Source organism: Bacillus gobiensis, assembly GCF_001278705.1.
In the GTDB taxonomy this organism is placed as follows: Bacteria; Bacillota; Bacilli; order Bacillales; family Bacillaceae; genus Bacillus; species Bacillus gobiensis.
Genome location: NZ_CP012600.1, coordinates 3893117 through 3910673 on the forward strand (window position 1 = coordinate 3893117; position 17557 = coordinate 3910673).

Below are 17557 nucleotides of genomic sequence, written 5' to 3' on the forward strand. Positions count from 1 at the left end.
TTGTATTGGAAACAATTCAGATAAAGCAGACAATCACTCAGAACCAAGAGCAGAAGGTGGAATTTGAAGTACCGGACGAAGGACTTTATTCGATCGAATTGACAGCTTCATCACCTACCTCATGGAATGAAAAGGAAAATGAAGCCGTTATGGCAAGGTTGTACATCAATGATACACATCACCAGGATATCGTCTTATTTTATGGTGATCGTTTGTTCACGTACCAACGTTTGTTGGGGGAATTATGTGAGGGAAACTATACATTAAGCATTGAATTTTTTAACCCGCTTGCTCAAGCATCCTCCGCTTGGATTGAGAAAGTAAATATAAAAAAGCTTGAGCTTCAAGGCCACGACTTGCTTGCAGCTAAGTTTTCGCCAAAATTATACGGAAGGTCAGTCTATAGCAATTATGACAATTTGTACACCGATACTCCGTTAGAAATGATCTACTTTATCGAAGATTGGGAGCATGGAAAGGTGATTGAATACCAGATGGTTTTCAGCCACGAGGACGAGGGAACGCCAGCCAAGCTGCTGATGGCCAAGTGGGGGCGTTTGCTTGATATTGAGTACATGGCCAGGGTTTATTTAACAGACGATCTCAACGTGGACCACGTAGATTACCAGGGTCCTCACCACAAAATTATGTCCTATAGCAAGCCGATGCTGGAGGGAAAACGTCCAGTATTGCAAACGGCTACGTGTAACGGAAATTTTACCGACCGCATCACGAGTGAATATTACTTTTTCTTTTTACCAAGCTATGAATGGAAAAAGGACGAGGAGCCCCGGGAAATCGTCATGGAAAAATTCCCATACGTAAACGCAATGATGCAGTGGGAAGCGGAGAGGCAGCTCACAACTGGCCTTTCAGATATTAATATAATCAAAGATTTGAAACAATATCTTTTTATTCAGTCGTCAGTCTGGGAAGTAAACCTAGGACAACCAACGATAGATATCGCATGCAAGCTATCCGGTGAAAACAGGTGGCATTCCAGTTCATTTGGCAAGAAACAGATCGGCCATTTTTCCCCTGGCTATACGGGACCGTATAACCATTTTGGCATTGCCGTTTTGCTGCCCGAAAACAAAAGCCATACAGATATTGAAGAAATCAAGGTTTGTTTAATTAACGAAGAGATTTCTTCGGTAGTTGTAAAAGATCTTAAAGTCCTTTTCATGAATGAAAGGAGTGAAATCGAGCTTAAATGCCAAGTCAATTTCACGGCTGAATTGACTCGAAATCAAAGCGAAAAAACAGTTTGGAACAAATAGAGGAGAAAAAAGATGCAACAAACAAGCACGCGTATTCTATTTGAAACAACTTCAGAAATATCCAGCAATAGTTCACAGTCTCATTTGAAACATACGTTTTTCGTTCCAAAAGAGACAACAAATCTGACGGTGCAATTTCATTTTGAACCTGCCCAATTAGATGACAATGAGTTGGGGCAAAAAATCATTGAAGAGTCCTTTCATTATTATGAGTTGGAAACAGAGAATGCAGCAAAAAGAACACTACATGACTTCCCAATTAAGAACCTTTTAACACTATCTATTGATGACCCAGATGGATTCCGAGGGGCTCATCACTGCCATAAACCAACACAACGAATGACAGTGAATGAAACGAATTCTTCGCCGGGTATTCTGAACAAACAAAATTCCCCTGGTTTATGGTCGGTAACCGTTAGCACACATGCCGTCGTAACTGAAAAGTGCCGGTTTACCTTATCTGTCACAGCTGACGGACCAGAAAATGATATCTGCAGAAGCTTAACGATCCCGTGGCAGCACCGGCCATTAATGAAAAATATATTAGAGAATGAAGCGCGAGGAACGATTTTGCCAAGAAAGCAATATAATCATTGCCGTTGGGTTCCTGCCGAGCTGCATACGCATACGTATCACAGCGATGGGCAGCAGTCGGTGCGAGAAATGGCAGAAGCTGCAAAACAAATGGGCTTAGAGGTCGTGGCGATCACAGATCATAATACAACCCGCCCGTTGCAGGAGATGGAAGAAGCAAGCCGTGAATTCAGGATTAAAATGCTTTTCGGGTTAGAATGGACGACGTTTTATGGGCATTTGCTGACCATCGGATATGACAAGCTGACGTATACGGATTGGCGGACAATTGGGCCGTTGGACATTGCTAAAGGAATTGACCAAATCCATAGCTGTGGAGCCATCGCAGGGATAGCACATCCTTTCCGTCTGGGAAACCCGATCGGAACAGGATGCCATTGGGAGTTTCCGTTTAAGAGCATTAATGATTTTGATTTTATTGAAGTTTGGAACTCTACCAGACCAGGCTCCCGCTATTATAATCAAAAAGCATTTCAATATTGGACAGAATTATTGAATCACGGGTACATCATTACAGCAACTGCAGGAAGAGACTGGCATAAGAATGACGAGAAGAATGTGTTTCCGGCGATTACTCATGTTCATATGCCGGCGGATACAAAAAAAGAAACAGATGATTTTCAGGCGGAATTTTTGAAATCGATTAAAGAGGGAGCCTTATCGATCTCCTATGGATATCCAGTCATATTAGAAGCGAGTATAGGCTCTGATACTTTTTCGATTGGTGACATTATTAAATCAGAAAATAACAAAGTTTCCTTCCATGCCCGCACGGACGGATGGGAAGACGTTACAAATATAAATCAACGAACTTTTCGTTTTCGATTAGTTTCAAATGTTGGTACATTAATAGAAGAAACCGGTGGAACACATGAGCTGTTTTATGAAATGGACAGTTATGAATTAAGCTGGGTAAGAGCTGAATTATACGCTGAAATATATGACGAAGTTGAATTGATTGCTTTTACAAATCCGATTTATTTTATCAAGTAACACGAGTAATAATCCTTCCTGGGTTTTAGATCTGGGCGGGGGATTACCTGTTGTAACATAGAACCTTGCACAAGTTGTTTTTATATCTGTACTCCAGATCAAATGGTCTTTTATCTACAAGAACAAGGTGTAAGTGCATATTGTAATAGATTTGGAGATAGCCGCCCTGGCTTACCGGCCAGGCGACGCTCTTTCTGTTTTTTTATCTCTTCTGGCCTTGTATCGTCTGGGCCGCCATAGATAGTAGCTACTTGCAAAATTGCTTTCATAAGGTAAGGCGCCTCTTCGTGAAGTGAACCCCAAAGCGTATCAAGCATAAAGTCAAACGTTGTTTAAGTATCTTTGATGCTGCCTAGATCGTAAGTAAGAACTTCATCCGCTCCCTTGTAATAATCTTAACATGTATGTTCCGAGCAGTTTCAATATATTTTCATTAATAGAATAATAAGGGAATGGAAAGTCCTTTTTTACTATCATGAAACAACGAAATAGTAATAATAACCCCATTCCTTTCGCGTTTTTCTAATCCTTTAGAACTTATTTTTATTAACATGATATCCACATTAAACAAGTACTTGCTTAACCTGTGTTTGTTAGTTTGTTTATAGATATTGCCTCAAGATTTACACCCTATAAAAAAGGAGGAGTCATATTTTGAGCAAAAGCATGAACAGACGTGATTTTTTAAAGGCAGGAAGCATGAGTACAGCTGTATTGGCATTAGGGACGACCGGAATACTTTCACTTGGAACAGAAAATGCATTAGCAAAACCTACTCTTACAAAAAAAAGAGGATTTGCAGGTTTTGGCCCGTTAATTAAAGATCCGGGCGGGATGCTGGATCTTCCGAGAGGTTTCCAATACCGTATTATCTCTGAGGAAGGCGGCAAACTTTCGGATGGACGTCCAATCCCGGGAAAATTTGATGGTATGGCTGCATTTTCAGGACCAAAAAATTCTACCATTCTTGTTCGAAATCATGAGTTAGATGGGAATACAAAATATCCGGTGATAGGAAAAAATCCATATAGCAAAGATAATACTGGCGGTACGACAGCTCTAATTGTCGGACCTGACCGTAAAGTGATTGATGAATATGTGACCTCTGCAGGTACAATCCGAAACTGTGCGGGTGGTGCAACTCCTTGGGGCACATGGCTCACTTGTGAAGAAACACTTGAAGAGGGACACGGATATGTTTTTGAAATAGATCCTCACAATCCTGAAAATAACTTATCAAAAACTCCAATCAGAGAAATGGGTGCCTTTTCTCATGAGGCAACAGCAATCGATCCATCAACTGGAATCGTTTATTTAACAGAAGACTCAACCCCCAGCTTCCTTTATCGGTTTATACCGAACGATCGCAGCCGAAGACCGGGAGCCTTGCACAATGGCGGCATATTACAAGCAGCAGCAATTGAGGAAATGTCGATTGCAAGTGCCAGTAAATTTTATACTGGTCAAAAATTCGGCATCGTATGGAAAGATGTTGATCCTGAAAAACCTAGTCTTGAAGCAAAAACGAAAGGCTGCATCCAATTCAGCCGCTTAGAGGGCGCTTATTTTTCCGGAGGAGTATTTTGGTTTGATGATACATCTGCAGGGGATAACAGTCTTGGCCGCGTTTACCGTTATATCCCGGCTACAAATACATTAGAGCTTTTTTACGAGTCTACAGAAATCAATGATTTAGAAATGCCGGATAATATTTGCATTACTCCGTGGGGAGACCTTTGGATTGCAGAGGATGGCGACGGGGTTGACCGTATCATTGGAATCACTCCAGAAGGTGAAAGCTATGTTTTTGCTGAGAACAAGCTTAATGGTTCTGAATTAGCCGGTCCCACCTTTTCTTGCGATGGAAGAACTTTTTTCGTAAATGTTCAAAGCCCTGGGATCTCCTATGCGATTTGGGGACCTTTCAATCGCAAAAACGCCGGCCGTCAAAGACTAATGGGACATGCTGCTCCACCAGCCGCTTACTCCCCGCAAGTATCAGACAAGCTTTCAGCGTTTGCAGAAAATCAAGGCATAACAACCCTTGAAGCGGCAGCATTCCAACGCCATGGTATGCCAATTTTATAGGGTACTGCTGAAGAGCGAATTGAAATTGCAGAAGCCCCCGAGTTAGAGAATTTTATTAGTAATTTAGGAGGAATCGTATAATGTTTCAAAATATCGGAGTTCCAGGTCTAATTATCATACTCGTCATTGCGTTAATCATTTTTGGACCTTCTAAGCTCCCTGAAATTGGACGCGCATTTGGGAACACATTAAAAGAGTTCAAAAAAGCTACAAATGATCTTGTGAATGGCAATAGTGATGAGAAATCAAAGATTGATGAAGGCAAAAAACTTCAAGCTGTTCAGAAAGAAGATACTAAAAATACCGGAAGCTGAAAACTAGAAGACTGCAGGCAGACAATAATCTGCTTGCAGTCTTTCTAGTTTTTGTGAAAGGGAATCATTTAGGAAAACTGTATCTCCTTTATTGTACAAAATATCGTTTACCAAAAAGAATAGACGTTGACTCATCTACCGCACTGCGAACGACTCAGGCCGTATATATAAAATAGCCAAAAATCATCGACTCTCAGTGTTGTTCAAACGTTTGTTTAAGGCGAAAAAGGCGATGTAATCCTTTACTTAGAAGGCAATTTTTTCTCAAGAAGCAAGACGTCTCGCCACTTTCCATCCAACTTCCCGATTTTCTCTCTTCGTCCAACTTCGCGGAATCCGAATTTTTGGTGCAAGGATAGGCTTGCTTGGTTTTCGGGAAAGATACCTGATTGCAGAGTCCAAAACCCTTCTTTTTCACACTCTTCTATCAGATTTTTCATAAGGCTGGATCCGACCTTCTTCCCGCTGAATTCTGGATCAATATAAATACTTACTCCGGCCACTCCGCGATATACCGGACGGCTTGAATATGGGCTGAGAGCAACCCAGCCAACAATTTGATTGCCTTGCAAAGCTACTAATCGACCGAATTGCAAATGGTCAATATCCCATTTCTCCCATGAAGGCGCTTCTGTTTCAAACGTGGCATTTCCCGTTTCTATCCCTTTTATGTAGATCGTCTGAACTGCTTCCCAATCTTCTTCCTTCATCGTTCGAACAGTTAGTGTGTTTTGCATCATTTAATCTCCTTTCGTAATAAGTGTTATCCGCAATTATTCCAGGTTCCGCTTGCATCAATAATAACTATAGCTTCTAATTTTTCAATATTCTCATTTTTAGATGTAAAGAAGGTATAAGGTCTTCACCCAATTTCTTAATTTCATTTTATCAAAATTCTTACGAAAGATAAGGTGAGACGGCTAACCAGGGGCAGTTTGTCGGAACGATATCAATAGGTTTTATAGCGGCTGATCTTTCTTCGATAATGAATAACATGCCGACTTTAGAGAAATACCTGAATCTTTCTCTACAATCTCTTAAAGTTGCAAAAAGACTCTTTTTTTTGCTTCAGGAAACTTTTTTTGCTGCTTATTACATATATAGAAGAGTATAAAAAGGTTGCTGTAGACCCACTAGGTGCTAGCTTGATAATATATTCAAGTAGTACTTTTAGGGGGTTCATGCCTGTGGAGCAACAAAAATATAACGACATAAAACTTGGAGAACGCGGAGCCATTATTAGTATCATTGCATATATTTGTTTGTCTTCATTAAAATTAATTATTGGCTATATAGCAGGTTCTGACGCTCTAAGAGCTGATGGTTTAAATAATGCCACTGATATCGTTGCCTCGATCGCTGTTCTAATCGGATTAAAGTTATCTCGTAAGCCCGCAGATCAAGATCATCCTTATGGGCACTGGAAATCCGAAACGGTTGCCTCGATGGTTGCTTCTTTTATTATGATGGCTGTTGGAATCCAGGTGTTATATGATGCAGTGTCTTCCGTTTTTGAGGGAAAGCAAGAATCTCCGGATTTAATTGCTGCAATGACTGGACTTTTCAGTGCGCTAGTGATGTACTTTGTTTATCGGTATAATAAAAAGCTAGCCACCAAAATTAAAAGTCACGCAGTAATGGCTGCTGCTAAAGATAATCTTTCTGATGCTTGGGTTAGTATTGGTACTGTAATCGGTATACTAGGGGCTCAAGTTTATCTTCCTTGGCTCGATCCGTTGACTGCAATCATCGTAGGGTTATTAATTTGTAAAACAGCTTGGGATATTTTTCGAGATGCGTCTCATCAATTAACAGACGGTATTAATGAAAAAGAAGTAGAATCCTTCAAGGAAACTGTGATGGATATCTACGGAGTAAAAGGCGTTAGGAATATAAAAGCAAGATATTATGGAAGTAACGCTGTAGTGGACGTAGTTATTCTTGTTAATTCTAATTTGGATATAAGAGACGCCCATGAGATTTCTACAAAGGTTGAAAATGAATTGATTCGAAAGCATGATGTATACGATGTGCATGTTCATGTAGAGCCTAATTAATAACAAAAAAGCCGTCCTTTAGGCGGCTCAAAAGCTATGAATTCGTCCTTTTCTTGATATCGTGATGTTGGAGTTGAGACAAGAGTTTTTAGTGGCAGGATTATTAAGGTTAATGTTACGTGATTTCAGTCATCTGAGATGGAGCTTCGTGGCTTGGCAAAAATCATGGTGCAACACTTTTACATTCTCTCCATCTAGATATGAGACAAAAATTACATATTGGAGATCAATTTCTATACTTTTTGTATGTCTTCAATTAACAGGCTGCGTGTCAGCAGCTCTGTTCCTGTTCATCAACGTACGAATCGTTTCCTCAATCGCTTGCTCGTGAGGAGTCCACGCTATCGGTCCTATCTCCCGTTCATACTTTTCACCGCTCAATACAAACGGCTCTTCTGTGAGGTAAAGCATCTCTACTACCTCTTTCATCACCGGATTGAACATTCCAATCAGCGACAGGCTGATGCGTCCTAGAGGAAAGACAGGCTTACGTTTTCCGCTAGCTTTCTGTGCGATTTTCACCAAATCATGGCCTGAAATGACGCCAGGACCTGGGATATGCCAATTTTGCCCGTAAGAAGCATCCCTACTGGCGATTTCTACAATCATACGTGCCGCATCAGGCAGGTAGACGTATTCACGAGGGATGTTCATGTTCCCGATAAATGCAGTCGGTTTGCCGGCTGCGATTGCCTCCATTGTAACGTTGAGATACGATGCTTGTGCGGAAGGTCCATAGTAATCCGGGAGCCGCACTATGAGAGGCTTTGCACCTCGCCAGCGCGAATTGAAAATCAGCTCCTCATAGGCAAGCCTAACTTTTCCCTTGCGTGTGTGAGGACGTTTTGGATGAACTTCTGTTGCTTTTTGTGTGGAAGTTCTTTTTCCGTATGGATAGATACCATCCACAACAACAACCTTTGCCTCTATCAGCTCGGCAGCTTTCATCACAGCTTCCCCGAGTGGCAAAAGCCGCGCTTCCATTTCATGATAGGGTATATTCGCACTGTGGAAAATTACATCTGCCCCTGCAGCAGCCTTCACGATATCCTCTGGCTTAAACGCATCCCCAGTTTTTAGCTTTAACAATGACGGATTGCCAAGTTCATTTGCAAGTCTCTCGAGTTTATCAGCAGACCGGCCAAACGCTACCGTCTCGATTCCTCTTTTCACCAATTCTGCCGTAATCGGATTCCCAACGCCGCCTGTTGCACCTAATACGATTGCTTTTTTCATGAATATCTCTCCTCACATTTAATTATTGATTAACCAATTACAATTTTGTAAAAAATTTTGAACTCCGAAAAAGTACATATGAAAAAATTTTTAATGCTAAGGTTGGCTTCACCTAACAATCAGTGGGGGTATAATGTAAGACTAATTGCGTTAGGCGCCTTATTGCCCCGCCTGCATCGAAACCCCGACTGATTGAAGTTGAATTTTATCTCTTAACCATTAAATCCGGCATATCAATCGCCATCGATACGTTACACAGCATTCCTCTCGCCAGAAAATCTGAAGTTTTCTGTTGTGCATCCGTAATTTCAGCTTGCTCAAAAGCACGTTGAACCAAGTGTTTTACTTGACTCATCCCTTTTTTCATCGCATCTCGGATTGGAGTTTCGCGGATCGTCTGCGCCTGCATTTGCAGCAGAATCTCGTTAGTGTGTGAATGCATAATCTCCTCGTATGCCTCAATAAGCCCTTCCTCCAGCTGCTCAGGAGCGGCCGAATTGATCACTTGTTCAAATGCCGCAATGATGCGCTGCCATGATAACTCAAGTGATTCCACAAGCAATGACTCCTTCGTAAAAAAACGATAGACATAAGGCTGGGATATCGCCGCACGCTCAGCCACTTGCGCCGTGGTAGCGCGATAATAGCCGATTTCTGCAAACACTTCAACTGCAGCTGACACAATATCGGCGCGCCGATCCGAAGATGTCGCTCTTTTAGCCATAATATTATTGCTCCTTCGTAGGTTTGATGAAGTTATTGATTGACCAATCACAACTTTATAATCATTATATTACAGTTCATTATAGGTTGCAACTATTTTAAATGCTAGTGCAAATCCGTTGGAGTTCACGAATATAAAAAGAAAAACGATGAACCACATCATTCACATGTCTTTCATCGTTTCTCAATAGCTGGTATCACTACATTTCTTTTAAATGCCAAACATAACTTTGGAAATCACCTTTTATTTCTGCGGGGATGCTCAATCCAACATAAGTAAGTTCATCACCGCCATAAATGTTATCGGTTCCGACGACTTTATATTGTTTAGAAACATCAATTCCTTTAAGCTTTAAAACTGTTAATGGTGCTGCTGGTTCAGCTAAAACCCTGAAAAAATATACAATAGCTTCTGTCTTGTTGTTATCGGTGAATAACCATGCTGCATTATTACCTTCAAATGGGTTTTGCAAGCGGTAGAAATCTCCAAACTGGATTAATTTTCGTATTTTCTTGTAGTCGGAAACTTGTTTTTTGACGATTTCTTTTTCGGCTTCAGACATCTGAGTTAAATCAAGCTCATATCCTAAATTACCAGACATCGCCACATCACCGCGCATATCTAAAGAGATACTTCGGTGCACTTGGTGATTTGGAACTGCTGAAACATGTGAACCCATAGATACAATTGGATAAACAAGGCTTGTTCCATATTGAATCTTCAGACGTGACACTGCGTCTGTATTATCACTTGTCCATGTCTGCGGCATATAGTATAGAATTCCTGGATCAAATCTGCCCCCGCCGCCTGAGCAGCTTTCAAATAAAACATGTGGAAAAGCAGCTGTGATTTTGTCCATGACGTTATATAAGCCAAGCATATAACGATGCGCTGTTTCTCTTTGTCTTTCTGGGGGAAGGGCAGCAGAGCCGATTTCTGTCATATGCCTGTTCATGTCCCATTTTACATAAGAGATCGGAACGCTAGCTAAAATATCACAAACTCTCTTTGTAATCTCTTCGCAAACCTCGTCCCTTGAGAAGTCTAGAATTAATTGATTGCGGCTCTCCGAACGATTACGGTCGGTTACATGGAGACACCAATCCGGGTGTTCACGATAAAGGTCACTATCAACAGAGATCATTTCCGGTTCAAACCAGAGTCCAAATTCCATCCCAATATGATTGACCCGCCGCGCAAGATTATCCAAACCATCAGGAATCTTTTCGCGATCCACGTACCAATCTCCTAAAGAAGAAGTATCATTGTTTCTCTTGCTAAACCAACCATCATCAAGAACAAATAACTCAATGCCTAATTCATGACCTACCTTTGCAATGTCTAAAATTTTCTCTGCATTAAAATCAAAATAGGTAGCTTCCCAGTTATTCACTAATATAGGGCGCTCTTTATCCCGGTAGGTTCCTCTTGCAAGGCGGGTACGATATAAATTATGAAAAGTCCGCGACATGTCTCCAAGACCTTCAGATGAGTAAACCATTACCGCTTCCGGAGTTTGAAACACTTCACCCGGATCCAGCTTCCAGCTAAAATCAAATGGATTAATTCCCATGGTTACTCTAGTATTTTTAAACTGGTCTACTTCCACCTGAGCCAAGAAATTCCCGCTATAAACAAAGTTAAAGGCGTAGACTTCGCCTGAATCTTCAGTTGTTCCTTTCCTTAACAATGCAATAAACGGATTATGCTGATGGCTGCTGGCTCCTCTCGTACTTTCAACCGACTGGATCCCATGACGAAGCGGCTGTCTTTCAATATGTCTCTCCTTTAAGTGGGCACCGTGAAGATGTAAGAAATCAAACTCGGAATCTCTAAAATCAACACACAAACTTAAAGCACTTAACAATTTTAATGACTGTGTTCCTTCATTAATAAAACGCACTGATCGAGTGATGACATTAAACTGCTCGTAAACGGTATAACTTAATATGACATTTAAACCTGTTAAACGATCTTCCATCTTAATGTCGAGAGTTTCGGCCTCTTCCTCGTTTTCTATATATGTAGAAGGCAGACCATCCAAAGAGCGCTTTCCTTTATAGATTGTGTGAGATAGATATTTCAAGTCGGATATGGTTGAACCGTTTTCTAGCTGAATTTGATATGCTGGTTTTCTATAATCCGTATTGCCGTACTGTGGATATTCTTGTGGAAGAGTATCTAACGAAAACGTTCTATCTTCCTTATATGGATTTCCAGAAAATCCACGGTCTAGCAGCTGTATATGATTTGAATGATGATATTCGCTTATCTTTTTCCCCCAATACAAGTGAAAAAGATAACCGTCTCGAACAATTTCCATAACATAGCTGGTATCTTTAGCTTGCAAATGGAACGTCTTATTTTTCTCATTAAATTTAATTCCCATGATTGATTCACTCCTAAAGGCTTCCAGGATGGTAGGATATTCGTGTTAATTAGTTTAATGATTGCCAAATATCTCACAAGAGAGCTTACCGGAATATATGATAATTTGATTACGGGTTAAATATATAATCAAATTAGGGTCCGTTCAATTGATTTACTTTTGCGAAAGTAATTTCTGTTTTATTTAAGCGGTTTCAGTAATCGAAGGATTTTTCCTGATTCTAGAACTGCCCGACAATGTGAAAACAGATATAATTGTAAAAAATAAAGCGATAAAGCCTAGTAAAAGATAAGCATCTTTAAAACCTACAGTATCGTACATATTTCCAGCAATCGCAGACAAAAAAGTAGCGCCAACTTGTTTTGAAAATTGAAAAGCAATAAGGTAAATAGTTGCCGATAATTCTGCGTTAAAATGTTCATTAATATATTTGAAAATAGCAACAAGCAGGATTGGAACCTCCAATGCATGCATGAGTTTTAATAAAATAATTACAACTGCGTCATCCGCAAAACCAGACCCGATAATACGGATGGACATGATACAACCGCAATAGATTAATGCATTTTTCGCACCAATTTTAATAATAAAGAAGGGTGCTATTATCATGACACACGCTTCCATAAAGGTTTGAATCGTTAACAAATTGCCAAACACTCCAGCACCTTCAGATGGCGAGGAAAAGAATTGGGTAAAGTAAACCGGAAATTGTTGGTCAAATACTTCATAAATACAACCGACGCCGACAACATATATAATTAAAAACCAAAATTTTCTGTTTTTGAACGTCTCAAGTATTGATTTTTTAGATGTTGCTTCCTGTATTTCAGTTTTCTTCATTTCGTTATTATTCGTTATTTTTGTTAATGCAAAAACAATAGCTAATACAACGGCTGCTAGTGAACTTATCCAATAGAGCAGATTGGGATCGGTGCTAAATAAACGACCTGTAATAAATACGGCAGTTGCAGCCCCCAAACTTCCGAACATTCTTACTTGGCCGTATTCAAAGCTTTTTACACGGCTCACTTTTTCAATATACGCTTCAATTGCACCGCAGCCCCCATTAAAACAGGCCCCCAGGTAAGCGCCTCCAATTATGGCCCCTAAAAAAATGTTACTTTGAAGTAAAAAAGGGAAAATATAAATGAAAAACGGAGCAATAAAAACTAATAGAGCAATAAAAACCCACATGAGGTTCTTTTTAAACCCTAACTTATCAGAAATGATTCCAAAAAAAGGCTGGAAACACATTGCAGCTATCGCTACAGCTGAAAACACGATACCAGCTTCAGTAGATGTTAACCCCATTTTGTTCGTTAACCAAAGTGAAAAAAATGTCGTACAGACAGCCCATATAAAGTAATACAGATAGAAAAAACTCCCGAATAACCAAAAATCTTTGCTTAATTTCCCCAACAAAATCATCCCCTCAGTGATTTTTGTTATTAATAACCTTTGATTCGTCAAAGTATCCCATTTATTCTTCCGTTTGCCTGGTGAAAAATCCAACAGCTTACTTAAACTGATTCTGCTAATAATTATCAGGCTGCCTGAGGTTACGGGATCGAGATGTGAAGGCGCTTTCTTTTGTTACGTGTATATCCACATTCCAAAACTCGTCCTCTGTTTTTTTTCTTGTAACCAAAAAATAACGATCGTCGCTAGCACTCTTGATACGGCGGAAGTGAAGACAAACAATATCTTTTTATTTCAGCAATGTAAGCGCCTCCTTTCATATATTGAATAGTTTACTAAACATTAACTAGGAGGATGTTAGAAACAAGTTGTCCGAAAATTTACTAAATAAATCTTATCATTTTTAGTAAACGTTTTCAATGTTATTTTGAAATGAGAGTGGGATTAACTAAAAGAATCATAGACTACTATTGTGTTTAAGCTTTATTTTCTTCGATAAATTTAGTAAAACATATTTTCCTGATTAACCGGTTTCGGGGCATGTTGATAAGAATTTTGCGGAGAGCTCTTTATCTTTAGTCACTCGGAAACATAGCAGAATATCAGGGGCAGAGTCCGAAAAGGAGTCGATCAGTATATGGTCTATATATTTAACGAATCCTATCCGGAGAACTCATACTTAATTTTTAGAGTTGGAAAAAACAAAATCGGAATGCAGGATGAAAAAGTCAATTTCGAGGCGCCAGCATGATCAATACGCCAACTAAACAAAGCGCAGCTCCAACCCAGTCATATGTATCAGGCGATTTCTTATCGATTCCCCATCCCCAAAGGACAGACAAGATGATAAAAACCCCTCCGTAAGCTGCATACACTCTTCCGAAAGTCGGGAAGGATTGAAACGTAGCAATCACCCCATATAAAGCTAAGGCTATGCCGCCCGCAACCCCCCAATAAACAGAGCGCAAATTAGATAGCCCCCGCCAATTTCAGCCAAACCAGCTAACAAAAAAAGCAAAATTACTGAGAGCAAAACATTCATTCCTTTCTTCACTTTATGATATAGGTTATTTTACATAAAAAAAGGAGTGATCACATTAACATTCTAATGAATATTTGAATAATATTTAAATTCGGGTATACTACATTTAGATGGACATTTGAATGAATAAGGAGCCATGACAATGAAAAGAAATGATACATGTGAAACGTATTGTTATGACGAAGAAAAAGTCAATCGGATACAGGAAGAATTAAAAACGAATGATATAAGCAGTATCGCCAAAATGTTTAAAGTGATTGGTGATAACAACCGTGCGAAAATAGCATTTTCCTTAACGAAGGATGAGGAATTGTGTGTGTGCGATGTGGCTAATATTATAGGGACTTCGATAGCTACCGCGTCTCACCACCTCAGGACTTTGCATAAGCATGGAATTGTGAAATATCGCAAAGAAGGAAAATTGGTTTTTTACTCATTGGATGATGAGCACATCAGGCAATTAATCGTCATTGCACTCGCACATCAACAGGAGGCGTACAGCCATGTCTAACGCACAGCAAAAAACGTATCGAGTTCAAGGATTTAGCTGTGCGAATTGTGCAGCCACCTTTGAAAAAAATGTGAAACAGCTTGAAGGCGTTGAAGATGCGCAAGTGAATTTCGGAGCTTCAAAGCTAACTGTCAAAGGAGATACCACGATTGCAGAGCTTGAAAAAGCCGGGGCATTTGAAAATTTAATAGTGCGTGACGAGAAGGAACAGGCAGTAAAACGAGAACCGTTCTGGAAGCAAAAAGAAAACATAAAAGTATATATTTCTGCAATTTTGTTGTTTCTTAGTTGGTTTATTGGAGTGCAGTACGGAGAAGAAGCGTTATTATCTGTTATCGGTTACGCTGCATCGATCTTAATCGGGGGATACTCTTTATTTAAAACAGGACTCAACAATTTAGTCCGTTTAAGGTTTGATATGAAATCACTCATGACAGTTGCCATTTTAGGCGCAGCCGCGATTGGGGAATGGGGCGAAGGGGCACTAGTTGTTATTCTTTTTGCTGTAAGTGAAGCCTTAGAGCGATATTCTATGGATAAAGCCCGTCAATCGATTCAGTCCCTGATGAATATTGCACCGAAAGAAGCGTTAATTCGACGTGGAGACAAAGAGATTACAATACTTGTTGACGATGTGAGAATTGGCGACGTAATGATAGTTAAACCCGGACAAAAACTAGCGATGGATGGAATCGTTATAAAAGGAATTTCGACTTTGAATCAGGCGGCCATCACTGGAGAGTCTATCCCGGTAACAAAAACAATGGATGATGAAGTATTTGCCGGTACGTTGAATGAAGAAGGTTTGTTAGAGGTTCGGGTAACAAAGAGAGTGGAGGATACTACTCTCGCAAAAATCATTCACCTGGTTGAAGAAGCTCAAGCTGAACGCGCACCATCACAAGCGTTTGTTGATAAATTTGCTAAATACTATACGCCGGCCATTATCTTTATTGCGTTCTTGATTGCAATTGCTCCTCCGTTAATAACTGACGGAAATTGGAGTGACTGGATTTATCGCGGCTTAGCGGTGTTAGTCGTAGGCTGTCCTTGTGCATTGGTTATTTCAACCCCTGTTTCGATTGTAACTGCGATCGGAAATGCAGCTAAGAACGGCGTATTAATCAAAGGTGGAGTTCACTTAGAAGAAGCCGGGGCATTACAGGTGATTGCTTTTGATAAAACAGGCACGCTTACAAAAGGCGTGCCGGCTGTTGCAGATGTCATTACCTTATCCGGGAGTGAAAAAGACTGGCTGGCAATTACGGCAGCGATTGAAAAAGGCTCGCAGCATCCGCTGGCATCGGCTATTATTAGAAAAGCTGAACAAGACAATTTGTCATTTCACCCGATCGAAATTGCAAATTTCCAATCGCTGACCGGGAAAGGTGTAAAAGCCGAAATAGACGGTACAACCTATTATGTAGGCAGTCCGAAATTATTTGGTGAATTGAATCAAGGATCCATCAATCAAGGAACGAATCACAAAATCATTGAGCTGCAGAAACAAGGGAAAACAGTGATCGCTCTAGGAACTTCTCAAAAGATCTTGCAATTAATCACGATTGGCGATGAAGTAAGGGCCTCTTCTAAAGAAGTGATTCAAAAGCTTCATGAAATCGGGATTCAAAAAACGGTCATGTTAACTGGAGATAACGAGGCAACTGCAGAAGCAATCGGCAAGGAAGTCGGCGTTTCAGAAATAAAATCAGAGCTCTTGCCGCAGGATAAATTGACTTATGTAAAAGAGCTTCGGAAAAATCATAAAAAGACAGCAATGGTTGGAGATGGAGTGAACGATGCCCCTGCGCTTGCTGCTTCCTCTGTAGGCGTTGCGATGGGCGGCGCGGGAACGGACACGGCACTTGAAACTGCTGATATTGCGCTGATGTCTGATGATTTACGCAAGCTGCCATATACCATTAAATTAAGCCGTAAAGCATTAGCGATCATAAAGCAAAACATAACGTTCTCGTTAGCAATAAAAGTCATTGCGTTGTTACTCATTGCTCCCGGATGGCTGACCTTATGGCTGGCTATTTTTGCAGATATGGGGGCGACACTTCTCGTCACACTTAATAGTTTGAGGCTGTTAAAGGTCATGGAGTGATTGCCTCTTTTGCTTTCTTAGTCATTTGAAAAGGACGTGCAAGATATGGGAATCTTTGATGTTGTAGTAGTTGGAGCAGGTCAGGCAGGATTAGCTATGGGGTATTATTTGAAGCAGAAAAATCTATCTTTTGTATTACCTTATGCAAACAATAAAATAGGTGATTCGTGGAGAAAAAGGTACGAATCACTTGTTTTATTTACAAATCGAAATTATAGCTCGTTACCTGGATTGAAAATGAGCGGCGATCAGGAAGGATATCCGAGCAAAAATGAAATGGCTGATTATTTAGAGCAGTATGTTTCCCATTTTGATTTACCAGTAAAAACAAATACCCCAGTTATAAAAGTAGAAAAGAAAGATGACATATTTATGATTACAACAAACCAAGGTAATATTCAATCTACACAAGTGATCATTGCTTCAGGCGCATTTCAAAAACCATTTATCCCCGCGATTGTTAAAAAGAATGGTGAGACAGAGCCCTTTCAAATCCATTCTTCGTCTTACGATTCGCCAAAGCAATTAAATGAAGGCTCTGTTCTAGTCGTTGGAGGGGGAAATTCTGGAGCACAAATTGCGGTTGAACTTGCTAAAGAAAAAAGTGTCACCTTGGCAGTGAGCCACCCATTAAAATTTTTACCCTTACGCTTTTTAGGAAAAAGCACATTTCATTGGTTAGACTTCTTAGGTTTATTGTATGCAGGAATCAATACTAAAAGGGGAAATGGTTTAGTAAACAAAGTGATCCTATCTTTGGCTATGAGTTGAAAAAACTAATAAAAGAAAACAAAATAGAT

The 17557-nt window shown here is 40.1% G+C and carries 13 protein-coding genes and 2 pseudogenes; 9 read left to right on the forward strand and 6 right to left on the reverse strand.

Features of this window, described 5'->3' with window-relative positions:
- Positions 1-5: 5 nt before the first annotated feature.
- From AM592_RS19570 to AM592_RS19585, 4 genes are all read left to right on the forward strand, one after another.
- Positions 6-1280, forward strand: coding sequence for a hypothetical protein (locus AM592_RS19570; RefSeq protein ID WP_053605332.1), 1275 nt, complete (start codon positions 6-8; stop codon positions 1278-1280).
- A 12-nt stretch (positions 1281-1292) separates the two neighbouring features.
- Positions 1293-2867 carry a CehA/McbA family metallohydrolase gene (locus tag AM592_RS19575; RefSeq protein WP_053605333.1) on the forward strand — a complete coding sequence of 525 codons (1575 nt, stop codon included), beginning with the start codon at positions 1293-1295 and terminating at the stop codon, positions 2865-2867.
- A 654-nt stretch (positions 2868-3521) separates the two neighbouring features.
- Positions 3522-4955, forward strand: coding sequence for an alkaline phosphatase PhoX (locus AM592_RS19580; protein WP_225970285.1), 1434 nt, complete (start codon positions 3522-3524; stop codon positions 4953-4955).
- Positions 4956-5035: 80 nt separating this feature from the next.
- Positions 5036-5269 (forward strand): twin-arginine translocase TatA/TatE family subunit, encoded by a 234-nt coding sequence (locus AM592_RS19585; RefSeq protein ID WP_053605335.1) that lies wholly within the window; start codon positions 5036-5038, stop codon positions 5267-5269.
- Between the two features lie 242 nt (positions 5270-5511).
- Here the strand turns inward: AM592_RS19585 and AM592_RS19590 are convergent, their stop codons facing one another.
- Positions 5512-6009: a GNAT family N-acetyltransferase gene (locus tag AM592_RS19590; RefSeq protein WP_053605336.1), complete on the reverse strand. Its 498-nt coding sequence runs from the start codon at positions 6007-6009 to the stop codon at positions 5512-5514.
- A 179-nt stretch (positions 6010-6188) separates the two neighbouring features.
- Between AM592_RS19590 and AM592_RS24825 the strand changes: the two are divergent.
- Positions 6189-6275, forward strand: a pseudogene (locus AM592_RS24825) (ArsB/NhaD family transporter); the annotation flags it as partial.
- A gap of 181 nt (positions 6276-6456) precedes the next feature.
- Positions 6457-7326 (forward strand): cation diffusion facilitator family transporter, encoded by an 870-nt coding sequence (locus AM592_RS19595; RefSeq protein WP_053605337.1) that lies wholly within the window; start codon positions 6457-6459, stop codon positions 7324-7326.
- A gap of 252 nt (positions 7327-7578) precedes the next feature.
- Here AM592_RS19595 and AM592_RS19600 read toward each other — a convergent pair whose 3' ends face one another.
- From AM592_RS19600 to AM592_RS19620, 5 genes and pseudogenes are all read right to left on the reverse strand, one after another.
- Entirely contained in the window at positions 7579-8562 is a 984-nt protein-coding gene (locus AM592_RS19600) for an SDR family NAD(P)-dependent oxidoreductase (RefSeq protein WP_053605338.1), read from the reverse strand.
- A 205-nt stretch (positions 8563-8767) separates the two neighbouring features.
- Complete coding sequence (locus AM592_RS19605) at positions 8768-9286, reverse strand: TetR/AcrR family transcriptional regulator (protein ID WP_053605339.1); 519 nt, start codon at positions 9284-9286, stop codon at positions 8768-8770.
- Between the two features lie 199 nt (positions 9287-9485).
- On the reverse strand, positions 9486-11675 hold the full coding sequence (locus AM592_RS19610) for an alpha-galactosidase (protein WP_053605340.1): 2190 nt from the start codon (positions 11673-11675) through the stop codon (positions 9486-9488).
- A gap of 183 nt (positions 11676-11858) precedes the next feature.
- Positions 11859-13094: an MFS transporter gene (locus tag AM592_RS19615; RefSeq protein ID WP_211086193.1), complete on the reverse strand. Its 1236-nt coding sequence runs from the start codon at positions 13092-13094 to the stop codon at positions 11859-11861.
- Between the two features lie 728 nt (positions 13095-13822).
- Positions 13823-14136, reverse strand: a pseudogene (locus tag AM592_RS19620) (YnfA family protein).
- A gap of 142 nt (positions 14137-14278) precedes the next feature.
- On the opposite strand from AM592_RS19620, the gene AM592_RS19625 reads away from it, so the two are divergent.
- Genes AM592_RS19625 through AM592_RS19635 form a run of 3 tightly spaced genes read left to right on the forward strand, consistent with a single transcriptional unit; the run spans position 14279 to position 17528 of the window.
- Positions 14279-14647, forward strand: coding sequence for an ArsR/SmtB family transcription factor (locus AM592_RS19625; protein WP_053605341.1), 369 nt, complete (start codon positions 14279-14281; stop codon positions 14645-14647).
- Positions 14640-16757, forward strand: coding sequence for a heavy metal translocating P-type ATPase (locus tag AM592_RS19630; protein WP_098945265.1), 2118 nt, complete (start codon positions 14640-14642; stop codon positions 16755-16757). Before AM592_RS19625 ends, AM592_RS19630 begins: the two co-directional genes overlap by 8 nt.
- 45 nt (positions 16758-16802) lie before the next feature.
- The gene (locus AM592_RS19635) at positions 16803-17528 is read left to right on the forward strand and encodes a flavin-containing monooxygenase (protein WP_376773395.1); all 726 of its coding nucleotides are present in this window, start codon (positions 16803-16805) and stop codon (positions 17526-17528) included.
- Positions 17529-17557 lie beyond the last annotated feature (29 nt).

Coding starts and splice junctions, on each gene's coding strand:
- AM592_RS19625 (WP_053605341.1), top strand. CDS start 14,279: ATGAAAAGAAATGATACATGTGAAACGTATTGTTATGACGAAGAAAAA.
- AM592_RS19605 (WP_053605339.1), bottom strand. CDS start 9,286: ATGGCTAAAAGAGCGACATCTTCGGATCGGCGCGCCGATATTGTGTCA.
- AM592_RS19635 (WP_376773395.1), top strand. CDS start 16,803: ATGGGAATCTTTGATGTTGTAGTAGTTGGAGCAGGTCAGGCAGGATTA.
- AM592_RS19585 (WP_053605335.1), top strand. CDS start 5,036: ATGTTTCAAAATATCGGAGTTCCAGGTCTAATTATCATACTCGTCATT.
- AM592_RS19630 (WP_098945265.1), top strand. CDS start 14,640: ATGTCTAACGCACAGCAAAAAACGTATCGAGTTCAAGGATTTAGCTGT.
- AM592_RS19600 (WP_053605338.1), bottom strand. CDS start 8,562: ATGAAAAAAGCAATCGTATTAGGTGCAACAGGCGGCGTTGGGAATCCG.
- AM592_RS19610 (WP_053605340.1), bottom strand. CDS start 11,675: ATGGGAATTAAATTTAATGAGAAAAATAAGACGTTCCATTTGCAAGCT.
- AM592_RS19575 (WP_053605333.1), top strand. CDS start 1,293: ATGCAACAAACAAGCACGCGTATTCTATTTGAAACAACTTCAGAAATA.
- AM592_RS19590 (WP_053605336.1), bottom strand. CDS start 6,009: ATGATGCAAAACACACTAACTGTTCGAACGATGAAGGAAGAAGATTGG.